General features: G+C 69.9%; 20 protein-coding genes. 7 read left to right on the plus strand and 13 right to left on the minus strand.

Annotated elements, in window-relative coordinates:
• Positions 1-44 precede the first annotated feature (44 nt).
• Positions 45-746 carry a ribonuclease HII gene (locus SPRI_RS10195; RefSeq protein ID WP_005311044.1) on the minus strand — a complete coding sequence of 234 codons (702 nt, stop codon included), beginning with the start codon at positions 744-746 and terminating at the stop codon, positions 45-47.
• 52 nt (positions 747-798) lie between these two features.
• Entirely contained in the window at positions 799-1,446 is a 648-nt protein-coding gene (locus tag SPRI_RS10200) for a TetR/AcrR family transcriptional regulator (RefSeq protein WP_037776227.1), read from the minus strand.
• Between the two features lie 121 nt (positions 1,447-1,567).
• On the opposite strand from SPRI_RS10200, the gene SPRI_RS10205 reads away from it, so the two are divergent.
• Entirely contained in the window at positions 1,568-3,121 is a 1,554-nt protein-coding gene (locus SPRI_RS10205; RefSeq protein ID WP_005311049.1) for an MFS transporter, read from the plus strand.
• Between the two features lie 60 nt (positions 3,122-3,181).
• Here SPRI_RS10205 and SPRI_RS10210 read toward each other — a convergent pair whose 3' ends face one another.
• The 3 genes from SPRI_RS10210 to SPRI_RS10220 are packed head-to-tail and all read right to left on the minus strand — an operon-like array spanning position 3,182 to position 6,404.
• Positions 3,182-4,096, minus strand: coding sequence for an ADP-ribosylglycohydrolase family protein (locus SPRI_RS10210; protein WP_005311050.1), 915 nt, complete (start codon positions 4,094-4,096; stop codon positions 3,182-3,184).
• A 12-nt stretch (positions 4,097-4,108) separates the two neighbouring features.
• The gene (locus SPRI_RS10215; protein ID WP_005311052.1) at positions 4,109-4,768 is read right to left on the minus strand and encodes a histidine phosphatase family protein; all 660 of its coding nucleotides are present in this window, start codon (positions 4,766-4,768) and stop codon (positions 4,109-4,111) included.
• Positions 4,769-4,793: 25 nt separating this feature from the next.
• On the minus strand, positions 4,794-6,404 hold the full coding sequence (locus SPRI_RS10220) for an ABC-F family ATP-binding cassette domain-containing protein (protein ID WP_037773593.1): 1,611 nt from the start codon (positions 6,402-6,404) through the stop codon (positions 4,794-4,796).
• Positions 6,405-6,493: 89 nt separating this feature from the next.
• On the opposite strand from SPRI_RS10220, the gene SPRI_RS10225 reads away from it, so the two are divergent.
• Positions 6,494-7,138, plus strand: a complete 645-nt coding sequence (locus SPRI_RS10225; RefSeq protein WP_005311057.1) for a TetR/AcrR family transcriptional regulator — start codon at positions 6,494-6,496, stop codon at positions 7,136-7,138.
• Here the strand turns inward: SPRI_RS10225 and SPRI_RS10230 are convergent, their stop codons facing one another.
• On the minus strand, positions 7,139-7,744 hold the full coding sequence (locus SPRI_RS10230; RefSeq protein WP_005311059.1) for a YdbC family protein: 606 nt from the start codon (positions 7,742-7,744) through the stop codon (positions 7,139-7,141).
• A gap of 146 nt (positions 7,745-7,890) precedes the next feature.
• Between SPRI_RS10230 and SPRI_RS10235 the strand changes: the two genes are divergently transcribed.
• Complete coding sequence (locus SPRI_RS10235) at positions 7,891-8,850, plus strand: DUF1152 domain-containing protein (protein ID WP_037773595.1); 960 nt, start codon at positions 7,891-7,893, stop codon at positions 8,848-8,850.
• A 4-nt stretch (positions 8,851-8,854) separates the two neighbouring features.
• On the plus strand, positions 8,855-9,436 hold the full coding sequence (locus SPRI_RS10240) for a TerD family protein (RefSeq protein WP_259372268.1): 582 nt from the start codon (positions 8,855-8,857) through the stop codon (positions 9,434-9,436).
• Between the two features lie 185 nt (positions 9,437-9,621).
• Here SPRI_RS10240 and SPRI_RS10245 read toward each other — a convergent pair whose 3' ends face one another.
• Together SPRI_RS10245 and nrdR are read right to left on the minus strand one after the other, a co-directional pair.
• Positions 9,622-12,516 (minus strand): vitamin B12-dependent ribonucleotide reductase, encoded by a 2,895-nt coding sequence (locus tag SPRI_RS10245; protein ID WP_005311065.1) that lies wholly within the window; start codon positions 12,514-12,516, stop codon positions 9,622-9,624.
• Positions 12,517-12,682: 166 nt separating this feature from the next.
• Positions 12,683-13,195: a transcriptional regulator NrdR gene (nrdR, locus tag SPRI_RS10250; RefSeq protein ID WP_005311067.1), complete on the minus strand. Its 513-nt coding sequence runs from the start codon at positions 13,193-13,195 to the stop codon at positions 12,683-12,685.
• 566 nt (positions 13,196-13,761) lie between these two features.
• On the opposite strand from nrdR, the gene lexA reads away from it, so the two are divergent.
• Positions 13,762-14,547: a transcriptional repressor LexA gene (lexA, locus tag SPRI_RS10255; protein ID WP_005311068.1), complete on the plus strand. Its 786-nt coding sequence runs from the start codon at positions 13,762-13,764 to the stop codon at positions 14,545-14,547.
• A gap of 88 nt (positions 14,548-14,635) precedes the next feature.
• Here lexA and SPRI_RS10260 read toward each other — a convergent pair whose 3' ends face one another.
• The 5 genes from SPRI_RS10260 to SPRI_RS10280 form a co-directional block, all read right to left on the minus strand.
• Positions 14,636-16,606: an ATP-dependent DNA helicase gene (locus SPRI_RS10260; RefSeq protein WP_005311070.1), complete on the minus strand. Its 1,971-nt coding sequence runs from the start codon at positions 16,604-16,606 to the stop codon at positions 14,636-14,638.
• Between the two features lie 52 nt (positions 16,607-16,658).
• Entirely contained in the window at positions 16,659-18,446 is a 1,788-nt protein-coding gene (locus SPRI_RS10265; RefSeq protein WP_050791705.1) for an IucA/IucC family protein, read from the minus strand.
• A gap of 218 nt (positions 18,447-18,664) precedes the next feature.
• Positions 18,665-19,540 carry a GNAT family N-acetyltransferase gene (locus SPRI_RS10270; RefSeq protein WP_037773596.1) on the minus strand — a complete coding sequence of 292 codons (876 nt, stop codon included), beginning with the start codon at positions 19,538-19,540 and terminating at the stop codon, positions 18,665-18,667.
• A 44-nt stretch (positions 19,541-19,584) separates the two neighbouring features.
• On the minus strand, positions 19,585-21,510 hold the full coding sequence (locus SPRI_RS10275) for an IucA/IucC family protein (protein WP_005311076.1): 1,926 nt from the start codon (positions 21,508-21,510) through the stop codon (positions 19,585-19,587).
• Between the two features lie 29 nt (positions 21,511-21,539).
• Entirely contained in the window at positions 21,540-22,916 is a 1,377-nt protein-coding gene (locus SPRI_RS10280; protein ID WP_053556872.1) for a diaminobutyrate--2-oxoglutarate transaminase family protein, read from the minus strand.
• A gap of 322 nt (positions 22,917-23,238) precedes the next feature.
• Between SPRI_RS10280 and SPRI_RS10285 the strand changes: the two genes are divergently transcribed.
• Both SPRI_RS10285 and SPRI_RS10290 read left to right on the plus strand, forming a co-directional pair.
• Complete coding sequence (locus tag SPRI_RS10285) at positions 23,239-24,414, plus strand: trypsin-like serine peptidase (protein ID WP_005311082.1); 1,176 nt, start codon at positions 23,239-23,241, stop codon at positions 24,412-24,414.
• Positions 24,415-24,727: 313 nt separating this feature from the next.
• Entirely contained in the window at positions 24,728-25,897 is a 1,170-nt protein-coding gene (locus SPRI_RS10290) for a trypsin-like serine peptidase (protein WP_037773598.1), read from the plus strand.
• Positions 25,898-25,937: the final 40 nt, after the last annotated feature.

Consider the following 25,937-nt stretch of genomic DNA (forward strand, 5'->3'; position numbering starts at 1 on the left):
CGGGTGGCACAAAACGTGCGAGGCACGTTGACGGCGGGGCGAGTTCAGAAGTCGAAGCCGAGCTGGCCCCCGCTTTCGAGTTCCGCCGCCTCCGGCGAGAGCCGGACCTTCTTGAGGTGCCGCCACTGGGGCAGGTAGTCGAGATAGGCCCAGGACAGCCGGTGGTACGGAGTGGGTCCGAGCTCCCGGAGGGCGGCCTTGTGCACGGGCGACGGATAGCCGGCATTGTCGGCGAAGCCGAACGCGGTGAACTCCTCCGGCAGTTGCGCCATCATCGCGTCCCTGTGCACCTTGGCGATCACCGACGCCGCGGCCACGGCCACGCACGACTGGTCGCCCTTGATCACTGTTCGCACCTGCCAGGGCACTCCCAGGTAGTCGTGCTTGCCGTCGAGGATGATGGCGTCGGGGCGGACCGGCAGCCCTTCCAGCGCCCGGCCGGCGGCCAGGCGGAGGGCCGCCGTCATCCCCAGTTCGTCGATCTCCTCGGGGGAGGCGTGGCCGAGGGCGTGAGCCGTGACCCAGCCCTCCAGGAGCTCGGCCATCTCCGCCCGGCGCTTGGGGGTGATCAGCTTGGAGTCGGTGAGGCCGACCGGGGGCCGGCGCAGGCCGGTGACCGCCGCGCAGACCGTGACCGGTCCCGCCCACGCTCCGCGGCCGACCTCGTCGATCCCGGCAACGATCTTGGCGCCGGTCGTGGCCCGGATCGAGCGCTCGACTGCGTGGGTAGGTGGTTCGTAGGCCATGGCGCCAACAAGGGTACGCCGCCCCGGTGGCCGGACGACACCCGGCTCCGTGTCACGTCCCGCGGGACACCGGCGGGCAGCTGTGGGGCCGGAGCAGCGGGACCATGACCTGGTCGATCATCTCGGCGATGTCGGGGTCGGGCCAGTCGCTTCCGCAGATCTTCGAGCGGTACATCAGCAGGCCGGGGATCACGTCGAGGACGAGCTCGCAGGCCGCGTCCGGCCGCACGTCGCCGCGGCGCACACCACGGTGCACCACCTCACGGAAGAGCTCGGTGGACGGTTCGATCACCCTGGTGTTGATCAGGCTCTGGAAGCGTTCCGCGGTGGCGGTGTCGCATTCGTACAGCACCGAGCGAAGCGCGATCCCGGTGCGGGAGAACATCGCGTCACGCACCCGTCGGCAGACATGGAGGAGGTCCTCCCGGACGCTGCCGTGATCGACGGCCTCGTCGAGGCTCGGCAGGCCCGCCTCGAGGGCGTCGGCGACAAGATCCTCTTTCGAGGGCCAGCGACGGTAGACGGCCGCCTTGCCGGTCTGCGCCGAGGCGGCCACGCCCTCCATCGTCAGCCCGCTCCAGCCGACCGTGCTGAGCTGCTCCAGGGCGGCTTCGAGGATCGCACGCTCCAGCACGGGCCCTCGTCGACGCAAGGGGACCGGTGGAACCTCTGCGGCACCGGTCCAGCGCGAAGTGGCCATCTTCATATCTCCGTTGGGGACGGGAGGTTCAGTGAACGCTTGCGTTCACTGACGGGGACTCTCTACGGTTGACGAGAAAGTGAACGCCTTCGTTCACTAACTCATGCGTGGGGGACTCGTAGTGACAACCTCTCAGTTAACCGCACCTGAACGTCCGGGGGCCGCCCGCCGGCAGGGGCGCCCGGGCATCGCACTCGCCGTCATCGCCGCTCTGCAGCTCATGGTGGTCCTCGACACCACGATTGTGAATATCGCGCTCCCGCACATCCAGGGAGCCCTCGAGTTCACCACGACCCAGCTCTCATGGGTGGTGAACGCCTACACGCTCACCTTCGGCGGACTTCTGCTGCTCGGTGGCAGGGCGGGCGACATCCTCGGCCGCCGGCGCGTATTCATCTCCGGCGTACTGCTCTTCACCTTCGCCTCGCTGCTGTGCGGCATCGCCCAGGAGCCGTGGCAGATGCTGGCTGCCCGCGCACTGCAGGGCGTCGGCGGCGCCATCGCCTCGCCCACGGCGCTCGCCCTGATCACCACGACCTTCCGCGAGGGTCCGGAGCGCAATCGCGCCTTCGGCATCTTCGCGGCCGTCTCCGCGAGCGGCGCGGCCATCGGGCTTCTGGCCGGAGGCATGCTCACGGAGTGGCTGGACTGGCGCTGGGTCTTCTACGTGAACCTGCCCATCGGCATCCTCATCGCCGTTCTCGCGCCGATGTTCATCAACGAGTCCGAGCGCAATCCCGGCCGGTTCGACGTGACAGGCGCACTCACCTCGACAGCGGGCATGGCCTCGCTGGTCTACGGCTTCATCAGGGCTTCCGAGGACGGCTGGAGCGACGGGCTCACGCTCGGCGCGTTCGCAGCGTCCGTCGTGCTGCTGACCGCGTTCGTGCTGACCGAACGCAGGACCCGTGATCCGATCACACCACTGCGGATGTTCGCCGACCGCAACCGTTCCGGCACGTATCTGATCATGATGAGCCTCGCGGCGGCGATGTTCGGCATGTTCTTCTTCATCGTCCTGTTCGTGCAGAACGTGCTCGACTACAGCCCCATCGCCTCCGGACTCGCGTTCCTGCCGGTCACGGTGGCGATCATGACAGCGGCCGGACTCTCCACGAAGCTCCTGCCGGTGCTGGGCCCGAAGCCCTTCCTGACCGCCGGCGCGGTCCTCACGGGCAGCGGCATGGCATGGCTGACGCTCATCTCCCCCGACAGCTCCTATGCGGGTGGAGTGCTGGGGCCGATGCTCCTCTTCGGCTTCGGCATGGGCCTGGTGTTCGTGACGGCGACGCTGACCGCCGTGTCCGGTGTGGCGCAGCACGAGTCGGGTGCGGCCTCCAGCCTGCTCAATGCCACGCAGATGGTCGGCGGTTCACTCGGCCTTTCGATCCTCATGACGGTGTTCGGGGCTGCCGGCCGCGAAGAGGCCGAGCGCCAGATGCCGTCGTTCCTCGCGGAATCGACGCCTGCCCAGCAGGAAGCTTTCGCCCGGACGCACGAACTGCCGCCCCCGTGGGGTCATCAGGTGCTGGCCGAAGGCATCGCCACCGCCTTCTGGGCGGGCGTGGGCCTGGTCGCTCTGGCCGTGGTGACAGCCGTTCTCGTGATACGGGTCCGCAAGAGCGATCTGGAGGCACTCAGCGGAGCGGCGGGCCCCGGCGGCCACGCCGCATGACGCCCCGGATACAGGCCGTAGCGGGGGGACGGCCTGTATCCGTGTCGGGGCGCTCCGGCGTCAGCCGAGCCGGTCCGGCCCGGGCAGCCAGTCGGGCAGTTCCTCGGTCTTCTCCAGCCAGGCGGCCGGCGGCTGTCCGCCCTTGCTCGCCGCGACGACCCCGCAGGCGATGGCGCAGGTCGTGTCGACGTCACCGCCGACCTGGGCGGTCGTCCAGAACGCCTGCTCGAAGTCGCCGAGCGACCGGGCCGCGGACCACAGGGCGAACGGCACCGTGTCATGGGCGCTGGTACGCCGGCCGCAGCCGAGTACGGCGGCGACCGTGCCGGCGTCGTCGTAGTCGAGCATGTCCCTGGCCCGGCGCAGTCCGGCGCCGACCGCGCTGCGCGGCACCAGGGCGACCACGCCGTCCAGCAAGTCTGCCGGTGCGGGCGGCCCGGCGGGATCGGCGGCCAGCGCCGCCGCCGCGGCCACGGCCATGGCGCCGACCACGGCCTCCCGGTGCTGATGGGTGGGGTACGAGGAGATCTCGGCCTGGTGCGTGGCCTGCTCGGGGTCGTCCGCGTACCAGGCGCCGAGAGGCGCGATCCGCATCGCGGAGCCGTTGCCCCACGACCCTTGTCCCTTGAACAGCCCGGCGGCCAGCTCCCGCCAGTCGCCGCCCTCCCTGATCAGCCGGAGAAGCCGGTTGACCGCGGGGCCGTAGCCGCGGTCGAAGTCGTGGTGTTCGGCGAAGGACCGGGCGAGGGCGTCCTGGTCCACGCGGTGGTGTTCGACGAGCACGGCGAGGACGGAGCAGGCCATCTCCGTGTCGTCGGTCCACTGCCAGAGGGACGGCGGCAGCTCGCGCCTCTTGAGCAGCGGATAGTTGGAGGGAACGAAGAACTGGGAGCCCAGGGCGTCTCCCACGGACAAGCCGCGCAGGCTGTCCAGAGCGCGTGCGAAGCGCTGGTCGGATGCGGAATCAGCGGTCATCTTCCTGCCACTCTATCCGGTGGTTCCGTACGGCTCCGGAGTCCTCCACTGCTCGAAGGGCCGGTCGAGGTGGTACCTGCCGTCGTCGCCGAGCTGCAGGGTACGGGTTTCGCCGTTGCCAGGGTTGGACAGCGATTCGAACTCCGCGACCGACCAGTGGAACCACCGCATACAGAACAGCCGCATGGTCAGACCGTGGGTGACGAGGAGTACGTTCGGCGGATGGTCCGGTGCCGCGAAGCTGCGGTGCAGACTCTCCAGAAAGGCACCGACCCGGTCGTAGACATCGGCCCCGGACTCGCCCTGCGCGAAGCGGTAGAAGAAGTGGCCGTAGGCGTCGCGGTACGCCTTCTGGAGCCTCACGTCCTCCCTGTCCTGCCAGTTGCCCCAGTCCTGCTCCCTCAGCCGCGGCTCTTCCCTGACCCGGACGAGCTCCGGGTCGAGCGCGAACGCCTGGAACGTCTCATGGGTGCGACGGTAGGGGGAGACATAGACGCTGACCCGCTCACGGCCGAACAGGTCCCGCAGGTGCGCCCCCGTCTCCGCCGCCTGGGCCAGACCCGCCGCGGTGAGCTGCAGCGCATGGTCGGGCTCGCGTTCGTACACCGTGTCATCGGCGTTGCCCACCGATTCTCCGTGCCGGACGAGGACGATGCGTCGCGGTCGTGCCATACCAAGACCCTATGGGGGCATCCGCTCAGTCGAGCAGCCGCCCCGAGTCCATCCGGCGGACCTGTCCGTCGAAGCGCCGGCGCAGCAGACGGTCGTGGGAGACGACCACCAGCGCGCCTGTCCACCGGGACAGGGCCTCCTCCAGATCCTCGACAAGGCCGAGTGCGAGATGGTTGGCCGGCTCGTCGAGCAGCAGCAGGTCCGCCGGCCGGGCCAGGAGCCGGGCCAGGGCCAGCCGCCGGCGCTGCCCGGCGGAGAGGGATCCCACGGCGATGCGCAGGTCCCGTGGGCGGAAGAGCCCGTAGGACAGCAGCAGTTCCGCGGAGTCCTCCTCGGCGAGCGCGAGGCCCCGCCGGAAGACCTCGAGAAGAGGCTCGGCCGGCCGGTTCACTGGAATCTCCTGGGCGAGGAAGCCCGTCCTTCCTCTGCGTGTCACAGATCCGGTGTCCGGCTCGATCAGCCCGGCCATGACCCGTAGCAGGGTGGACTTCCCGGCGCCGTTACCGCCGTGGATCAGGAGCTTCTGCCCGGCCCCGACGCTGAGCCCGTCGACCGAGAGCCTGTCTCCCACGCGCACGCCGGACAGGGTGACGAGCTCGCCCGACGCGGCGCCCGACACCGGCCCCGCGGTGAACAGCAGCGGCTCCGGGGGCTTCGCGACCGGCTCCTCCCGGAGTCTGCGCAGCCGCTCCTGGGCGTTGCGGATGCGCCCGGAGACGGAGGCCTGGACCCTTCCGCCGGCCCGGTCGTAGGCCATTTTGTTGTTGTCCTTGATGGACCGGCCGACGGCGACGCCGTGGGCCGTGGTGTTCGCGAAGACTTCCAGCCGCGCCACCTCCTCGGTCCACTCCTCGTACGCCTGCTCCCAGCGCCGGCGAGCGGCTGCCTGTTCGGCACGGAAGCCCGCGTAGCCGCCGCCGTAGCGCACGACGGCGCAGCGGTCGGCGTCCACCTCGATGACCGCGGTGGCGACACGCTCCAGGAAGGTGCGGTCGTGCGAGACGGCGATCACCGTCCCGGTGTGGTTGAGCAGTGTGCTCTCGAGCCAGTCGAGCGCGTGCTCGTCCAGGTGGTTCGTCGGCTCGTCGAGCAGCATCACCTCGGGAGCCGCCGCAACGAGACAGGCGAGGCCGAGTCGTGCCTGTTCGCCTCCGGACAGGCTGCCGAGGATGCGATCGCGGTCGACGTGGGCGATGCCCAGGCCGTTCATGGCCTTGTCGACACGGGCGTCGGCCTCGTATCCCCCGCGGAGCTCGAAGGCGGTGAGCAGATCGCCGTACTCGTCGAGCACACCCTGCTCGGCCGATCCGAGGTCGGCTTCCAACTCGCGCAGCCTCGCTTCCATGGAACGCAGTTCGGCGAGAGCGGCGTCCACGGCTTCACCGACCGTGCTCGCGGGCGGTAACGCAGGAGTCTGGGCCAGATGGCCCGCCCCGTTCTCGGCAACGGTGATCACCTCGCCGTCGTCCGGCCGCTCGATGCCGGCCAGCAGGCGCAGAAGGGTCGACTTCCCCGCCCCGTTCTCCCCGACGATGCCGATCCGCTCGCCCGGACGCACTGTCAGGGAGACGTCGTCGAGCAGCAGCCTGTCGCCACGGGACAGGGTCACTCCGCGCAGGGAGATCTGAGTGGGCAAGTGCACCTCCGGCCGGGTTCTAACGCAACGGTTGTCGCGTTACGAGCAGTGTGGCACACTCGAATCCCCTAACGCAACGGGAGTAGCAATTGACTGAATCAGGGTCCGCCCCAGGCACACTCCGCCCCGGCGGCCGAACCGCCCGCACCCGGGCCGCGGTCCGCGACGCCGTCCTCACGGGCCTGGGCGAACACGGCTACCCCGGCCTCACCGTCGAATACGTCGCCGAGCACTCGGGCGTGCACAAGACGACCCTCTACCGGCGCTGGGGAGGCATCGAAGGTCTCCTCGCCGACACGCTCGACCTGGCCGGCGAGGACGACTGGAGCCCACCGGACACAGGAAGCCTTGAAGGAGACCTGCGGGCGCTGGCACGCGAAGCGGCCGACTCCTTCACCGACCCCGGACAGGCGGCGGCCCCCACCGCGATCATCGCCGCGGCCTTCCAGTCCCGGCGCGCCGCAGACGCGCTGCACGCCTTCTACGCGGAGCGGTTCTCCCGCTGCGAGAGAGTCGTGCACCGGGCGGTGGAGCGCGGGGAGGCCCCGGCGGGGACCGACGCGGGGGCCGTCGTCCGCGCCGTCAGCGCGCCGCTGTACTTCCGACTCTTCATCACCCGCGAGCCGATCGATCCGGCGCTCGCCGACCAGTCGGCCACCGCCGTCCTCGCGGCGGTCCGGGCGGGCGCCTTTGCCTCGGCCCGGGCGGCAGGCCGGCCGGTCATGAGCGGCTGATCACACCGTCCAGGACGGCTCGAGCTCCACGACGTCGCCGGCGAGCGCCACGACATCGGTCTGCGTCTGGGCGCGCAGCAGCAACCGCTCTATGCGCTCGTCGCGGTATTTCCCGTGCTCTGCCGACGACAACCACATCGACATCACCAGGAACTCACAGCCGGGCGCCTCCCCGAAGACCCCGCGCACCATCCCCGGCGACCCGGCCATGGCCGGGTTCCACACCTTCTCCTGCATCAGGGAGTAGTGCTCGACCCTGTCCTCACGCACCTTGCAGTGCGCCACCCTGACCACGTCGGCGTCCGTGAACCGCGGCTCGAACCCGGTCTTGACGTCGAAGCGGTAGTCGAAAAGCTTGGCCTGTATGTCCTTGTAGGTGCCCGACTGCCCGGCCGCGAGACGGTCGTGGGAGCGGGCCATGAAGGAGTCGTAGAAGGCCCGGGTCTCCCAGAAGGCGAAGACATGGGCCACGTTCGGCCGTAGTCTGCTCCACCCTCCGCCCTGTCCCCTGAATCCTGGCTCACCCGGCAGCCCCGCCCATTTCCGCTGCCCGCGTTCGAACCCTCGACGGTCCACCACCGTGCAGCGAATCCACTTGACCAGCACCGCGCCATCGTACGGCGCGAAACGTGGCCCCGGTCACTCTCCGCGTCAGTCCGTCCTCCCACGGCGATCACCACGTCCGACGGGACGGTGTGCCCTGTGCGTTCACGCCGTACCGCACGCCGCCCGCGACCCCCACAATGATCAGCATGACCGACCTGCACACCAACCCGCTCTTCCACCGCCTCCGGTCCGCCGAGCGCATCCTCGTCGCCGGCGCCGGCGGCGGATTCGACGTGTACGCAGGCCTGCCGATCGCCCTCTCCCTGCGCCACCAGGGCAAAGAAGTCCATCTGGCCAACCTCACGTTCAGCGCCACCGAGGGGCTGCCTCTGGACGCGTGGCTCGCCCCCGACGTTGCGGTGATCGGCCCCGACACGGCACCGCACCAGACCTATTTCCCTGAGCGCTCGCTGGCCCGTTGGCTCGCGACCCATGGGTACCCCGACACGGTTCACGCCCTCTCCCGCGTGGGCGTCCAGCCGCTGCGTGCCGCCTACCGTGCGCTGATCGAGCGGTACGACATCGACGCGGTCGTGCTCGTCGACGGAGGCACGGACATCCTGATGCGGGGCGACGAGTCGGGGCTCGGCACCCCTGAGGAAGACATGACCAGCGTCGCCGCCGTGCACGGCATCGAGGGTCCTGAACGCCTCGTGGTGTCCGTGGGCTTCGGCGTCGACGCGTACCACGGTGTCAGCCATGGACTCGTGCTCGAGAACATCGCGGCGCTCGAGACCGACGGCGCGTACCTCGGTGCCTTCTCCGTGTCGCGCGCCACCCGCGAAGGCGCCCTTTTCCTGGACGCCGTGGCCCACGCCCAGGCCACCACGCCTGATCACCCCAGCATCGTGAACGGCTCCATAGCCGCCGCCGTGCGGGGTGGCTTCGGAGACGTCCAGTTCACGGCCCGCACCCGAGGCAGCGAACTCTTCATCAATCCTCTGATGTCGATCTGTTTCGTCTTCGAACTCGAGGGAATCGCTCGGCGCTGCCTGTACCTGGACCGGATCGAACACACACATCTGATCCGCCAGGTCAGCAGTGAGATCGCGGCATTCCGCGACGAGGTGGTGCGCCAGCGGCCGCCTCGCCGCATCCCGCACTGAGCGGATACGGTCAACGAACGCATTTCATCCGGCAGTTACGGGGAAGGAAAAAGCGGTGAGCAGCCTCAACAAGGGCGTCCGGAAGGCGGAGGTGACCCTCAGGTGGGATCCGAGTCCGCTGGGACAGCCGCCCCATGACCTCGACATCGTGGCCGCGACGTACTCCGCTCGGGCGCCGTTCGGTGAGCCGGCGTACGTCGTGCACTTCGACAGCCGCTCGCCCGACGGCACGATCATCCTGACCAGGGAGAGCAAGACGGGACAGGGCTTCGGGGCCGACGAGGTCATGACTCTCGAGTTCGACCGGCTGGCGGCGGAGTACGGCCGTGTCGTCCTCGGCGTGGTGATCCAGCAGCGCAGCGGGCGCACGGTGTTCGGTGATGTCGCGAACGCCTCGGTACGGGTCCTGGAGGGGCACCAGGAGATCGGGCAGCACGACTTCGCCGCCGTCGCAGGCTCCACGGCGGCCAAGGTGGGCGAGTTCGTGCGCGGCGAGTCGGGGGACTGGGCGTTCAGCGACTCGCTCGTCGGCTTCGACGCCGACCCTCAGGCCTTCGTCACGGTGATGGGCGACCCCACCCCCTGACCAGGTGATGGGCGACCCCCTCAACCTGTGCCCGTCCTCCGACGGGCAGCCAACGGCAGAGGGGCGCACAGCAGAAGAGGGCACGCAGAAGGGGACCGGCCGATGGCCGGTCCCCTTCTCAACCGCTGATCAGCTCCGTGCGCGGCTGCACGCCGGATGCCGCTTCGACGTGGCGCCGCCCAGGGTCAGCTGCAGCCGCTGGTCGAGCCGCAGCCCTCGCAGATGTAGCACGATCCGGCGCGCTGCATCTTGGTCCCGCAGGAGAAGCAGAGCGGGGCGTCGGCGCTGATGCCGAGCTGCATCTCGACGAGCTCGGCGGAGGTGTGCGCCTGCTTCGGAGCCGGGATCTCCGCCTGCGGGGCGGCGACGGCCTTCAGCGACGACTCCTGCTGCCGGGGGGCGGACTGGGCCAGCGCCTCGACATCCATCTCGTCGTCCTCGAGCGACGGCTCGTAGGAGCCGGTCTCCAGGTGACGCTGGCGCTCCTCCGCGGAGTGGATACCGAGGGCGGAGCGGGTCTCGAAGGGCAGGAAGTCCAGCGCCAGGCGGCGGAAGATGTAGTCGACGATCGACTGCGCCATCCGCACGTCCGGGTCGTCCGTCATGCCTGCCGGCTCGAAGCGCATGTTGGTGAACTTCGAGACGTAGGTCTCGAGCGGAACGCCGTACTGCAGACCGACCGAGACGGCGATCGAGAAGGCGTCCATCATGCCGGCGAGGGTGGAGCCCTGCTTCGACATCTTCAGGAAGACCTCGCCGAGACCGTCGTCCGGGTAGGAGTTGGCGGTCATGTAACCCTCGGCGCCGCCCACCGTGAAGGAGGTGGTGATCCCGGGGCGGCCCTTGGGAAGGCGCTTGCGGACCGGGCGGTACTCCACGACCTTCTCGACCGCGGCGCGGATGGTCTCCTCGGTCTTCTGCGTGACCTCGGCCTTCTCCTTCTCCTTCTTCTTCGCGGAGAGGGGCTGGCCGACCTTGCAGTTGTCGCGGTAGATCGCGAGCGCCTTGACGCCCATCTTCCACGCCTCGAAGTAGACCTCTTCGACGTCCTCGACCGTCGCCGTCTCCGGCAGGTTGACGGTCTTGGAGAGCGCGCCGGAGATCCACGGCTGGATCGCGGCCATCATGCGGACGTGACCCATCGCGGAGATGGAACGCTCGCCCATGGCGCAGTCGAAGACCTCGTAGTGCTCGGTCTTCAGGCCGGGAGCGTCGATCACATTGCCGTGGTCGGCGATGTGGGCGACGATCGCCTCGATCTGCTCCGGCTGGTAGCCGAGGCGGCGCAGGGCCTGCGGAACCGTGCCGTTGACGATCTGCATGGAGCCGCCGCCGACCAGCTTCTTGAACTTGACCAGGGCGAGGTCGGGCTCGAGGCCGGTGGTGTCGCAGGACATCGCGAGACCGATGGTGCCGGTCGGGGCGATGACCGACGCCTGGGCGTTGCGGAAGCCGTTCTTCTCCCCGAGGCGGATCACGTCCTGCCAGGCTTCCGTGGCAGCGGCCCAGATCGGGCTGTCCAGGTCGTCCATCCGGACGGCCACGGTGTTGGCGTCGGCGTGCTGCTTCATGACGCGCTTGTGGGGCTCGGCGTTGCGGGCGTAGCCGTCGTACGGGCCGACGACAGCGGCGAGCTCGGCGGAGCGCTTGTACGAGGTGCCGGTCATCAGGGAGGTGATGGCGCCGGCGAGCGCACGGCCGCCGTCGGAGTCGTACGCGTGCCCGGTCGCCATCAGGAGCGCGCCGAGGTTGGCGTAGCCGATGCCGAGCTGGCGGTAGGCGCGGGTGTTCTCGCCGATCTTCTGCGTCGGGAAGTCGGCGAAGCAGATGGAGATGTCCATCGCCGTGATGACCAGTTCGACGACCTTGGTGAAGCGCTCGACGTCGAAGGACTGGTTGCCCTTGCCGTCGTCCTTCAGGAACTTCATCAGGTTCAGCGAGGCCAGGTTGCACGAGGTGTTGTCCAGGTGCATGTACTCGCTGCACGGGTTCGAGCCGTTGATGCGGCCGGACTCGGGGCAGGTGTGCCAGTGGTTGATCGTGTCGTCGTACTGGATGCCCGGGTCGGCGCAGGCCCAGGCGGCCTCCGCCATCTTGCGGAAGAGCGACTTGGCGTCGACCTCCTCGATGACATCGCCGGTCATCCGGGCGCGCAGGCCGAACTTGCCGCCCGACTCGACGGCCTTCATGAACTCGTCGTTCACGCGGACGGAGTTGTTGGCGTTCTGGTACTGGACGGACGTGATGTCGTCGCCGCCCAGGTCCATGTCGAAGCCCGCGTCACGCAGGGCGCGGATCTTCTCCTCTTCCTTCACCTTGGTCTCGATGAAGTTCTCGATGTCGGGGTGGTCGACGTCGAGGATGACCATCTTGGCCGCGCGACGGGTGGCGCCGCCGGACTTGATCGTTCCTGCGGAGGCGTCGGCGCCGCGCATGAAGGAGACCGGACCGGAGGCGTTGCCGCCCGAGGACAGCAGCTCCTTGGAGGAGCGGATACGGGAGAGGTTCAGGCCGGCGCCGGAGCCGCCCTTGAAGATCATGCCCTCTTCCTTGTACCAGTCGAGGATCGACTCCATGGAGTCGTCGACGGACAGGATGAAGCAGGCCGAGACCTGCTGCGGCTGGGGCGTGCCGACGTTGAACCACACCGGCGAGTTGAAGCTGAAGATCTGGTGCAGGAGGGCGTACGCCAGCTCGTGCTCGAAGATCTCGGCATCGGCGGGCGAGGCGAAGTAGTTGTAGTCCTCACCGGCCTTGCGGTAGGTCTTCACGATTCGGTCGATGAGCTGCTTGAGACCGGTCTCGCGCTGCGGGGTGCCGACGGCCCCGCGGAAGTACTTGCTGGTGACGATGTTGACCGCGTTCACCGACCAGAAGTCGGGGAACTCGACGCCACGCTGCTCGAAGTTCACCGAGCCGTCACGCCAATTGGTCATGACGACGTCACGGCGCTCCCAGACCACCTCGTCGTACGGGTGCACGCCGGGGGTGGTGTGGACGCGCTCGATACGCAGGCCCTTGCTCGCCTTGGATCCCTTGGCTCGGGACCCTCGTGCCGGGCCGCTCGTCGTCTCGGTCATGCCGCCTCCCATATACGGGCAAAAACGCCCTGAAGTGCCCAGATCTTCCCGGGGCACGGTTTGTGTCTGTTGCTCTGACGCCACGCACAGCGCCCACGAGCAGGTCATTTGCCGCCTGAGCCGGTCGGCGGGCCCTGCGGGGCCCTCTCCGTCCAGCTTCTGCCGATCAGTCGGCGGCGGTGGCGGGCACGGGGACCTCTGCGGCCCCGCGACCCCCGCCCTCCTCAGCAGGAGGCCGCCCGTCGCGGAGCTCCGCGATGGCGGCCTCGAAGTCTTCGAGTGAGTCGAACGCCCGGTAGACGGACGCGAAGCGCAGGTAGGCGACGAGGTCGAGCTCCTGCAGCGGGCCCAGTATGGCCAGCCCCACGTCGTGGGTGGTCAGTTCGGCGCTGCCGGTGGCGCGCACCGCCTCCTCGACCCGCTGGCCGAGCTGGGCGAGAGCGTCCTCGGTGACCGGACGGCCCTGGCACGCCTTGCGCACGCCGGAGATGACCTTGGTGCGGCTGAAAGGCTCGGTCACGCCGCTGCGCTTGATCACCATGAGTGATGCGGTCTCGACCGTCGTGAAGCGGCGGGCGCAGTCCGGACACTGCCGGCGCCGCCGGATCGCCGTTCCGTCGTCGGTGGTGCGACTGTCGACGACTCGACTGTCGGGATGCCTGCAGAAAGGACAGTGCATGGCCCCCAACCCCTCCTTCACAGCACGACCGAATAGCCCCTGGAGGCCGGATTCCAGCCCTTCGAAGCAGCCCCAAGCATAGGCGATGCCCTCGACCTCGGAGCACCAGGGACACAACTTCTGGGTGGCGAACCCAATCCAACCACTAGATCTGGGGGTTCGCCGCACACAACGGTCGCTACGCGTGTCGCGCCGGGCCTCGCCGCGCGAGGGTGCGGGAGCGTCGCTGCACGGACCGTATCGGCCGCCGTACGCAGCGCACGGGGCGGCACCGAGGAACGGCGGCGGAGGGCGACACGGGCGCGCCGCATCACGGTTCAGGGACCAGGGGAATGCAAAGATGCAACGGCCTCACCGGACCCCGCCGCGACTGCCGCCGACGGCGAAGGCTACCGTGACGACACAGCGCAACGGCCCACCGCTCCAGGTTCGATCGTTCGCACATACACCCAGCAGAATGCCCAGGTAAGGCAATCTGCAATTTTTCACTCGAACGTGTGTTTGGCGCAACCTTTCGAAAGCAACTACCGTTGTCAAACTAGGGAGACCATTCGAGAGGGGCCGACGTGACCACCACCGCCGACAGTGCCACCATCACTGCCCAGGACCGCTCACAGAGCCGATTCGAGCCGGTGCAAGCCATGAATGACGCAGCCACGACCCCGGAGGGGGCCAAGCCCGGCCGCTCGCTGCCCGGCCGACCTCCCGGCATCCGGGCGGACAGCTCCGGGCTCACGGACCGGCAGCGGCGCGTCATCGAGGTGATCCGCGACTCCGTCCAGCGTCGGGGATACCCGCCGTCGATGCGGGAGATCGGCCAGGCGGTCGGACTGTCGAGCACCTCGTCGGTGGCGCACCAGCTCATGGCCTTGGAGCGGAAGGGTTTCCTGCGCAGGGACCCGCACCGTCCCCGGGCGTACGAGGTCCGCGGCTCCGACCAGCCCAGTAGCCAGCCCACGGACACCACCGGCAAGCCCGCCGCCTCGTACGTCCCCCTGGTCGGCCGCATCGCGGCCGGTGGCCCCATCCTCGCCGAGGAGTCCGTCGAGGACGTCTTCCCCCTCCCCCGCCAGCTCGTCGGCGACGGTGAGCTCTTCGTCCTGAAGGTCGTCGGCGACTCGATGATCGAAGCCGCGATCTGCGACGGGGACTGGGTGACCGTGCGACGCCAGCCCGTCGCGGAGAACGGCGACATCGTGGCGGCCATGCTCGACGGCGAGGCCACGGTCAAGCGCTTCAAGCGGGAGAACGGCCATGTCTGGCTCCTCCCCCACAACGCCGCCTACCAGCCCATCCCCGGCGACGAGGCGACCATCCTCGGCAAGGTGGTGGCGGTGCTGCGGCGGGTGTGATCACACCCGCCGGCCCCAGACCGGACCCCGGGATCCACTGCGCCGGTCCCGGGGTCCTGCATGTCTGCAAGTAGGACCGCGTCGGCTCCTACTTCCCGTCCTGCTTCGCAGCTGCGTCGATGGCGGCCAGCGAGCGTCGTACCTGATTGCGATCCGTCGTGTACCAGAAGTCGGGCAACGAGGCGCGCAGGTAGCTTCCGTAGCGGGCGTTCGCCAGCCGCGGATCGAGCACCGCGACCACACCCCGGTCCCCTGTGGCACGTACCAGCCGGCCCGCGCCCTGAGCCATCAGCAGCGCGGCGTGGGTCGCGGCCACAGCCATGAATCCGTTGCCGCCCGCCTCCTCGACCGCCTTCTGGCGGGCGCTCATCAGCGGGTCGTCCGGGCGCGGGAACGGGATCCGGTCCATGACGACGAGCTGACACCCCGGTCCAGGCACATCCACGCCCTGCCAGAGCGAGAGCGTGCCGAACAGACACGTCTCCGCGTCCCCGGCGAACGTTTTGATCAACTCGCCGAGGGTCTCCTCGCCCTGCAGCAGGATCGGCTTGTCGAGACGACCGCGGAGCTCCTCCGCCGCGGCCTGGGCGGCCCGCATCGAGGAGAACAGACCGAGCGTCCGCCCTCCGGCGGCCTCCACCAGCTCGGCGAGCTCGTCCATCATGTCGCCCCTGGAACCTTCACGTCCCGGCGTGGCGAGATGGCGTGCGACGTAGAGGATGCCCTGCTTCGGGTAGTCGAAGGGCGACCCGACGTCGAGCCCCTTCCACTGCGGCACGTCCTCTCCCCCGCTGCCTTCGGGCGCAAGGCCCAGTGAGGCCCCGACACCGTTGAAGTCGCCGCCGAGCTTGAGCGTGGCGGAGGTCAGGACCACAGAGCGCTCGGAGAACAGCTTCTCCCGCAGCAGCCCGGAGACGGAAAGCGGCGCCACCCGCAGGGACGCCCCGAACCGGTCGTGCCGCTCGTACCAGACCACGTCGTACTCCGAGCCGTTGCTGATCCGCTCGGCGACGGCGTGGACGCTCTCGACGGCGGCCAGGGCCTGCTTGCGCACGGCGTTCTCGTCCTGGACCGACTTGTCCCTGGTGGCCCCGATCGCGGTGATCACGGTGCGGGCCGCGTCCCTCAGCGCCATCAGCGCGTAACCGAGATCTTCCGGGATCTCCTCGAGACGCCCCGGGAGAGCCAGCTCCATGAGCTTCTCGAAGGACTCGGCGGCCGTCTGGAGAGCGTCCGCCGCTTTCTCGTTGACGAGCTTGGCGGCGCGCCGCACGGCGCGGTTGACCTGGCCGGGGGTGAGCTCGCCGGTGGCGACCCCCGTGACCCGGGAGACGAGCTCATGGGCCTCGTCGACGATCAGCACCTCGTGCTGGGGCAGCACCGGGGCGCCTTCGATGGCGTCGATCGCGAGCAGGGCGTGGTTGGTGACGACGACGTCCGCGAGCTTGGCCCGCTCACGCGCCATCTCCGCGAAGCACTCGGCTCCGTACGCGCACTTGGAGGCTCCCAGACACTCGCGAGAGGAGACGGAGAGCTGGTTCCAGGCCCGGTCGGAGACGCCCGGGGTCAGGTCGTCCCTGTCCCCCGTCTCCGTCTCGTCGGCCCAGTCGCGCATGCGGAGCAGGTCCTTGCCCAGCTTGCTCGTGGGCGCCGCCGCCTCGAACTGGTCGAAGAGACCTTCGTCGTCGTCCTGGGGCATGCCCTCGTGCAGACGGTGGAGGCAGAGGTAGTTCGAACGCCCCTTGAGCATGGCGAACTCCGGCCGGCGGCGCAGCAGCGGGTGCAGTGCCTCGACCGTCCGCGGGAGATCACGCTCCACGAGCTGCCGCTGCAGCGCCAGCGTCGCCGTGGCCACGACCACTCGCTCGCCGTGGGCCAGGGCGGGAACCAGATAGCCGAGCGACTTGCCGGTACCGGTGCCGGCCTGGACCAGCAGATGGGATTCGTCGTCGATGGCCTCGGCAACGGCCTCGGCCATGGTGACCTGGCCTGGCCGTTCCACCCCGCCGACGGCGGTCACGGCGGCGTGGAGGAGCTCGGGGAGGGATGGCTTCGTCATAGCCCGACCACCCTACGGGGCGCCACCGACAACGGGATCACGCAGCGATGCATCAGGCCGTCGCCAAGGGGTTGGGCACCGTGCCGTGGACGGCGGCGTGCGGGCGTTCGGGGCGGTCACGGTAGCCGTCGAGATGCAGCCGGTTGCGGTTGAGGCACAGTCGCTCGATACGGGCGGTGAGCAGGTCGAACGTTTCGTAGCGCTCCTTGAGCCCGGGGAAGCGCGCCTGGTACCGGAGGATCTCCGCCCTGACGAGTGAGAAGAACTCCGCCTCCGGGACGTTCAGTTGCTCTTCGCACAGCGGGGCGAGGTAGCGGAAGACGCCCACGAAGAGACCCGCGTGGATGAACTGGGTGAGGAAGCCCGGCTCCTCGGTGAGGAGGATCCGCCGCACGTCCTCCGGCATGGACGCGTGCTCGGGCACCGGCTGGGCGCTCACGTTCACGTCGTCGACGAAGTCCTTGATCGCGAGGCGGACGGGAACGTCGTGGTCGTCGTAGACGACGATGGCGTTCTCTCCGTGCGGGGAGAAGACCGTTCCGTAGCGGTAGAGGAAGTGCAGCAGCGGGGGCAGCAGCGCCGCGAAGAGCCGCTGGAGCCAGACGGTCGGGGCGAGCCCCGAGCGGGCGACGAGCTCGGCCGTGAACGCCCGGCCCTGTGGGTCCGTGTGGAGGAGCGAGGCGAGGGTGCGGGCCCGCTCGCCGGCGTCCAGCCGCGGCTGGAGCGGCTCCCTCCAGATGGCTCCGAGCAGTTCCTTGTACTGGTACGGCACCTCTGCCAGGTGGTCGTACAGCGGATGCTCGACCGTGACGGAGGCGACCTCCCCGAGCAGGACGACCCGGCACTCGTCGCGCAGGAACGGGTCGGCGTCACGCAGCCCGTGCACCCACGCGGTGACGGCGGGGGCGGCGAGAGTGCGCTCTGTGGGCAGGCCGCGCCAGACCAGGGTGTTCAGGATGGACAGCGGCAGTTTGACCGTGTGGCGATCGGGACGGTCGACGTTCACGAAGGTCCTGATCGACTGCTGGGGCAGTCGCAGGTCACCGTCGCTGGGCAGGGGAACGATGCGGCCGTCCGCGACGGCGGGCGCGTACAGGGGGAGGAGCACTTCGTCCCACTGCCAGGGATGCACCGGGAGGAACAGGTATGCGGCGGGATCGAGGCCCCTCGCGCGCAGTGCGTCGGCGAAGGACTCGCGGTTCGCCTCGTCGAGCTCGCGGAGATAGAGGTCCTCGGCCCGGTCGAGCCCGGCGACGCCGCGGTAAGCGGCGAGGCCGGTCCGCACCGCTATCCAGGGGAGGCGTACCAAGCGGCGGGCTTCCGGTGCCCACCGGTCGGCGTCGCCGGCGGAGAAGCCGATCCGGCCCTTGTTGAGAACCAGCCACGGGTGGCCCGTCTGGTGGCCCTCGAGTTCCGCGTAGCCCAGGTCCGCGAGCTCGGCGGCGGTCAGCGCGGTGCCGTCGAGCCGGGTGTCGCCGGCCAGGGTGACGGACATTTCGCGCAGCAGGTGGCCGAGGGTGGCTCCGTCGAGCCCCAGCAGGTTCCTGGCCCGCGCGAGGAAGGCGAGCGGGTCGGTGAAGGGGCGGCCGTCGCATTCGACGGAGGCGGGGTCGACACGCCAGCTTCCGTAGGCGCCGCGGCGGGCGCGGAAGGTGAGCACGCCTTCGGCGTCGATGGGCAGGGTGTAGCGAAGACCCTCGTCGTCGGGACCTGATCCGGACGGGTCCGGCACCGGCTCGATGATCTCTTCGTAGGCGAACTCGCCGATCATTTTCGCGAGGAGGCGGGCAGCGGCCCGGTCCCAGTTCTCCCGGGTCAGACCCGGGGGCGTGAACGGCACCTCGTGCGGCTGCCGGGCGGCGTCTTCGGCGCCGGCGGCATCGTGGGCCGTGGCCGGCCGGGGACCGGTGGAGCGGGAGCCGGTGGGGGCGGAGCCCGAGGGGGCAGAGCCCGAGGATACGGAGTCGATGGAGTCGTCGCTGGCAGGGGACTTCGGCACGGGGACTCCTCAAGTGGAACCGATGCGGATCGAGCGGTGTATGTAGGTCAGCGGGTTGTTCACAGCAGGTTCCGCAGGGCGCGGTCACGGACCATCAGGGCGGCTCTCTTGTCGGGAAGGTCGAGTTCGGCGGAGTAGCGGAAGCCTGCGGTGAGAAATGCGGAGACGGAGGGGGTGTTGCGCATGTCGGGCTCGGCGAGGACGCGGGTGCATCGAGGCCGATTGTCGAGAACGAGATCGGATACGGCTCGAAGGAGGGCGGACCCGATGCCACGGCCGCGGTCCACGACGCCGCCGATGAGCAGATGGATACCGGTGTCGTGCGGGCGCGCGGGATAGTGGCGGGCCAGCGGATCGAGGTCGGCCCGGTAGATCTCGAAGTAGCTCATGGGCTTCTCGTCGAGGACGCCGAGGCAGGGGATGCTCCGGCCGTCACCGTCCAGTTGTGAGCGCAGATGATCGGCGGTGACGGAGTCGGGTCCGGCCAGCTCCCAGAAGGCGGCGACCGCGGGGTCGTTCATCCATCGGCTGATCAGCGCGAGATCACGTTCGAGGATCACGGGGACAAGGCGGAAGACGCCGGCGGACGTGTCCGCCGGCTCCCAGCCCCCCAGGTTGTCGAGCAGGTCGCCGACAGGGCCGCCGCCGGTCGTCGCCGGTGCCCGGGGCGCTGCCGTTGCCTGGCCCCGGCACGCACCGGGAGCCGTTGCCGCGACCGGGCCGCCGGGCCGTCCCGGCTCCCGCACCGGCGCCGGTGCGGGCGTGGGCGTGGGCGACGCGGGCGATGCCGGGTCCTGCGGCCCGGCACCGTCGTGCCCGCGGAACAGCATGAGGAAGTCGTCCGGCAGCCGTAGGTCGAGCGTGTCCTCCGCACCCCCTCCCGGCCGGGGCGCGGGGCCGGACCCGCTGTCGGTGTGCGCATCGGTGGGAGGCAACGCGGCGCTCTCCTCTCGCGGTTCGGTCGGTTCGTGGTGGTGCCTCAAGATCGGAGGGGGTTGGCGATGGTGACGTAGACGGACTGGGTGTCGACCGGGCCGACGAGTTCGTCGAGCCCGTGGAGCCGGGTGAGCAGGTTGGCCTTGCAGCGCAGCGTGGGCGTCTGCAGCAGATGGCCGGGCAGTGGTGATCCGGTGCCGGCGGCGGAGGTCAGGAACTGCCGGAAGGCGGCGAGGAGGACGCGTTCGTCGGCAAGACGCTGGGCTCCGAAGGCTCCGATCAACCCCAGCACGTTGTTGATGCCGAGGTAGTAGGCGAAGCGTTCGTCGGTGACGTCGTCGGACACGAAGGTGTCGCTGTGGGTCCCGATGCCGGGGAGGCGGGCCGTGAGCCGCTCGCGGTGCGACTCGCGGAAGTAGTAGCCCTGGTTGTCGCGGTAGCGTCCGCCGGTCGGCCAGCCGTGCGGGTCGAGCAGTACGAGCGTGTTCTGTTGGTGTGCCTCGAGAGCGATACCCGCTGTGGCGTCCAGCCACAGCACCGGTCGCACGACGTGGTCGAGGTAGCGGAGGAACCACTCCGCCGCCACTGCCGTGACGGGCCGCCCGGTGTGGGCCGCGAGCCGTTCGACGACAAGGGCGAGGCGTGAGTGCATGCCCTCCCGCCCGGGCCACGGCCTGGGGGTGGTCAGCGCCGCGACGCAGACCGCGTCGTCCCCGGGGCCGAAGGGGTTGTGACGGATCATCACGTCGAGCCCCTGCAGGGGTTCGGCCCCAGGGGCGTCGACGGCGAGCCAGGCCGGGTCGCGCACGATGTCGAACCCGGGGTGTGCGGCCCGCCACTGCTCGGCGAGGCCCGCGCGGAGCAGCCGGTGCACCTCGACGCCCCGGTGGAGTTCCTTGCGGAGGTTCTCCCGCCGCGAGTTGGTGATGCGCAGCCCGAGGGAGAGTTTGAGCATGGCGGCCACGCCCGGGCGGTGCACGGTGCGGACGGAGGAGGTGGGGTACCAGACGTCGCCACGGGGACCGAGGTCGTGCAGCAGGCCGGCGTCCAGGAGGGCCGCCACCGCGGGGCGCTGCCTGATGTCCTGCGCCTGCCACGGATGGAGGGGCAGAGCGGCGGTGTCCGCGGGGAGCGGGAGATCGCCTCCCGCCAGCCGGGCGGTCAGCTGCTCGGCCGTGACGGTGCGGCCCTGCTCCGTCCAGGCCGATTCCGCGGCAAGGAGGGACCGGTCGACGGCCATCCAGTGCAGCGGGAAGGAGCCGTACAACTCGGGCGAGTAGCGCTGTGCTTCGGCTTCCGAAAGCCCTTCCCGGCTCTTGGGGGTCGGATGGAGCGGGTGGCCGAGCAGCAGCGACTGCTCGGCGGTGAGGAACAGGTCGGCCTCGGGCGGGGCGGTGGGGCGGGCGCGCCGGTCTGCGATGAAGTCGGCCGTGCGCCGGACGGAGTCGGCGACGCGGCCCACGAGATCCGTGCCTTCGCCGCGGCCGGCCTCGCGGCCGAGCAGTGCGGCGACGGTCACGGCGTCGGCCCGGGTGGCCTCGTGCGGGCTGCCCTGCAGCGTGGGCGGACCGAATCGGTGCCATCCGGTGGCCGACCAGTAGCGGACGGGGACCAGCAGCGCGGTGCCGCTGGCGTCGAGGGGGACGCGCAGGATGTCCCCGTCGGGCCGGGGCAGGGCGTTCTCCCGCACCCAGCAGCGGAGCAGGTTCTCCACGGTCGCCGTGTCGGCGGCACGGCGCGGGTCGGGGTCGTCGAGGTGGTCCGCGTCCTGGTGGGCGGAACGCTCCGGCACGCAGGGGTGCGGGGGGCCGGCTGTCGCCCCGCCGCGCTGCTCGTCGTCCCGCCCGGTCTGACGTGGCACCGTCGCGGGTTCCAGGGTGAGCGGCCCGCTCACGCCGGCCTTGCTGCGGTGGTGGCCGGCGGGGCCGTCGTGGGACTCGGGCGCATCGGGTGCGGGTGTGGGGTTCACGGAGGGCTTCCTTGTGACGTGGTCCGGGTTCAGTGCGACTGCCTGTTGTCGGTGCGGCGTTGCGTGGAGCGCTCTGCGGCGGCCAGGGCGTCGGCGAAACGGTCCAGGACGGCCACTGCCTGCTCGTCGGTCAGGGTGAGAGGAGGGAGCAGGCGAACGACACCGGCATGGCGTCCGCCCAGTTCGACGATCAGGCCGCGGTGCAGACACTCCTGCTGCACGGCGGCGGCGAGCCGGGGCGAGGGGGGCGGTACGAGCGCGTCCGGGGCCGCGGAGTCGGCGTCGACGAGTTCGACGCCGATCATGAGGCCCCTGCCCCGTACGTCTCCGATGCAGGGGTGGGCCGCGGCGAGTCCCTGGAGACTCGCCAGCATGCGCGCGCCGAGTGTCGCGGCGCGCTCGGCGAGGCGGTTCTCCCGCACATGGGCGAGGGTCGCCGCACCGGCCGCCATGGCGAGCTGGTTGCCGCGGAACGTCCCGGCATGGGCACCGGGGGGCCAGACGTCGAGCCCGGAGCGGTACACGACGACGGCCAGGGGAAGGGACCCGCCGATGGCCTTGGACATCACCATCACATCGGGCACGACACCGCTGTGTTCGACGCCCCAGAACGTGCCGGTGCGCCCCACACCGGTCTGTACCTCGTCGGCGATGAGTGGAATGGAGCGGTCGGCCGTGATGGCGCGCATCCTCCGCAGCCACTCGTCGGGCGCCGGGATCACTCCGCCCTCACCCTGCACGGGCTCGAGGATCATGCCCGCCGGTTCGGGGACCCCGCTCTTGGGGTCGTCGAGCAGGCTCTCCGTCCAGCGGGCGGCGAGTTCCGCGCCCCGCTCGCCGCCGATCCCGAACGGGCACCGGTAGTCGTGCGGGAAGGGCAGCCGGGTGACCCGGACGTCCGACGCGCCTCCCGATGCTTCGAGCGCCCCTGCCGTCATGCCGTGGTAGGCGCCGGTGAAGGCGAGGAGGCCGCTGCGACCGGTCGCCGTCCTGACGAGTTTGAGCGCGGCCTCGACCGCGTCCGTGCCGGCGGGTCCGCAGAACTGGATGCGCCCGTCCTCTGCCAGCGCCCTCGGCAGTGTGGCGAACAGCTCTGTGGTGAAGGCGTCCTTGACGGGTGTGGCCAGGTCGAGCACATGCAGCGGGGCACCCGAGTCGATGACCTTCTTGATCGCCTCGAGGACGACGGGGTGGTTGTGCCCCAGCGCCAGGGTGCCCGCACCGGAGAGGCAGTCGAGGTACCGCCGGCCGTCGGCGCCCTCGATCGTCAGCCCTCTGGCCCGTACCGGCACGATGGGCAGTGAGCGCGCATAGGTGCGGGCCGCCGACTCACGGAGTGACTGCCTGCGCAGAATCCCCTCATGGGTCGAGGTCGGCGCCACCGGAGCAGGTTCGGTCACGGCCACGGCTGTTGGTCCTCCGGCTGTCACAGTTGCGTTGCACATCGGTACGGCACTGCTGCGGGGCGCACCGGCGCGAAAGGCTGTCCTCGTGTCCCCCGCACGTACCAACGACGCGGGGGGCCGGGGATCACGGCCGATCGGAAGATCCTTGCGGTGCCGGAACCACGGACCTGCCGCACACCGTCCCCATCGGCACCGGCATAGTGGGGGGCGCCTTCCGACAGCGGACTCCACTGCGGCGGGCAGGAGCTTGCTCGTACCAGAAGTTCCGCGACAATTCCGACAGTTCAGCTCAGCAGTACCGAAGTCCCAGGGGGATCAAGAGATGCGACCCATTCGCCCGACGCTGGCAGTGGCCTCCATGGCCGCGGTGCTCGCGCTGGCCGCGACCGCTTGCGGCCCGACCGAGGACAATGCCGGCGAAAAGCCGAGCGCGTCGGCCGAGCCGTCCGCCGACGGCAAGATCACTATTCCGGACGATCTGAAGGACCGCCTCAAGGAGCGCGGGATCGACCTGGACAAGTGGAAGAACGGCGAGTGGAAGAACTGGGACAAGGACAAGTGGCTGCGTGAGGCGCAGGACTTCGTCAACCCGATCATCGAGGACCTCTGGGACCCCGACCGGATGCGCGATGCCGAACAGCCTCCCGAGAAGCCGGTCGACAACGACATCTCCGGCGACGAGGGTGTCACCGACCCCACCCCGGCCCCGGTCGACGCGCAGGCCGTGAAGGCCCCGTACCACGCGAGCGCCGCAGAGGCCGGAAAGGTCTTCTTCGACGGCCCGCAGGGCTCGATGGTGTGTTCCGCCACCGTCGTCAAGGACCCGGCCAACCCCGGTAAGTCCAACATGGTGTGGACCGCCGGACACTGCGTGCACGCCGGCAAGAGCGGCGGCTGGTACCGCAACATCGCCTTCGTCCCCTCGTACAACGACGGGGCGAAGGAGACGGCGGAGCTGGAGAAGGCGCCCAAGGAGGAGATCGCTCCCTACGGTGTCTGGTGGGGTGACTGGGCGCAGACCTCGGACCAGTGGATCTCCCAGGGCGCCGCGACCGGTGGCCAGGGCGCGGCGTACGACTTCGCCGTCATCCACGTGACCCCGGAGAAGGGCAGCACCGGCAAGTCCCTCGAGGAGACGGTCGGTGCGGCCCTGCCGGTCGACTTCGACGCCCCCGCGGTGCCGAAGATCGACAACATGACCGCCACGGGCTACCCGGCGGCCCCGCCCTACGACGGGCAGAAGCTCTTCCAGTGCGCCGACAAGCCCGGCCGTCTGTCGCTCAAGGCCGAGGAGCCGACGATGTACCGCATCGGCTGCACCATGACGGGCGGTTCGTCGGGTGGCGGCTGGGTCGCAGAGGGCCAGGACGGCAAGCCCGCCCTTGTCTCGAACACCTCGATCGGCCCGGTGACGGCCGGCTGGCTGGCAGGTCCGCGCCTCGGCAAGGAGGCCGAGGGCGTCTACCAGGCGGTCAGCAAGAAGTTCGCCGGCCAGTAGGGCAATCCGGGCGCGCGAGCGCCCGGGCGCAGTGACGCGGGCAGGGGTCCGGCCGTACGGCCGGACCCCTGTTCACCTGGTGGTTCTTCATCCTCGTGGAGACTCCGTGCAGTTGAGGCTCCCGCGCGGCTGATCCACCGCGCACCGGCCTAGAGTGGTGCCGCACCCCGAGGCGGCCCCGGAGGCCGCCTTTTTCCATGACACGCTCATGGCAAACAGCTCTGGCGGCGCCCTGTCGGCGTACGTCGCGCACACGGTGCGAGCACTTCCAGCACATGTCGAAGATTCGAAGCATTCAGGGGGAATCGTTTCCATGCGATCCATACGTCCGTTGCTGGCCGCGGCCGGTCTCGTCTCGGCCCTCGCGCTGACGGCGACGGCCTGCGGCCCGAGCGAGACCAACTCGGCCGACAAGCCGGCCGCATCCGGCGCCGCCGCGGACGACGGCGGTGCCGCGCTCCCCGCGGACCTGGCCGACAAGCTCAAGGAGCAGGGTGTCGACCTGGACAAGTGGAAGAACGGCGAGTGGAAGAACTGGGACAAGGACAAGTGGCTGCGTGAGGCCAAGGACTTCGTCAACCCGGTGATCGAGGGCCTGTGGAAGCCCGAGCGGATGACGACGGCCAAGGCACCCGCCAAGACCATGGCGGCCGGCGACATCTCCGGTGACCAGGACGTGACCGACCCGGAGCCGCGCCCCGTACAGGCCGAGCCCGAGAAGAAGCCGTACCACAAGAACGCCGCCCCGGTCGGCAAGGTGTTCTTCGACGCCCCCGAGGGCTCGATGGTCTGTTCCGCGACCGTCGTCAAGGACCCGAAGAACCCGGGCAGGTCCAACATGGTGTGGACCGCGGGCCACTGCGTGCACGCCGGACAGGCGGGCGGCTGGTACCGCAACATCGCCTTCGTCCCCGCGTACAACGACCAGGGCAAGTCCCCCGCCGCGCTGGAGAACGCGCAGCCGCAGGAGGTCGCACCGTACGGCGTGTACTGGGCCGACTGGGTCGCGACCTCCGCCGGGTGGATCGACGAGGGCGGCCCCACGGGCGGCACCGGCGCTCCGTACGACTACGCCGTGATGCACGTGAAGCCGGAGAAGGGCACCAAGTCCCTCGAGGAGACGGTCGGCGTCGCCCTGGACATCGACTTCGACGCCCCCGAGGCCAAGGACATCAGCGCCATGGGTGCCTGGGGCTACCCGGCCGCCCCGCCCTACGACGGGGCTCTCATGCACAAGTGCGTGGACCGGCCCGGACGGCTGTCCATCGCCCCCGGCACGCCGACGATGTGGCGGATCGGCTGCACCATGACGGGCGGTTCCTCCGGCGGCGGCTGGTTCGCTGAGCAGCCCGACGGAAAGCTCGCGCTCGTCTCCAACACCTCGATCGGTCCGGTGACTTCGGGCTGGCTGGCGGGGCCGCGGCTGGACCAGGACGCACAGCAGCTCTTCACCATGATGAGCGAGAAGTTCGCCGGCCAGTAGCGCCGGCAGGGCCGATCCCCCGCAGCGGGAAGACGCCCGC

It is taken from the genome of Streptomyces pristinaespiralis, assembly GCF_001278075.1.
Lineage (GTDB): Bacteria > Actinomycetota > Actinomycetes > Streptomycetales > Streptomycetaceae > Streptomyces > Streptomyces pristinaespiralis.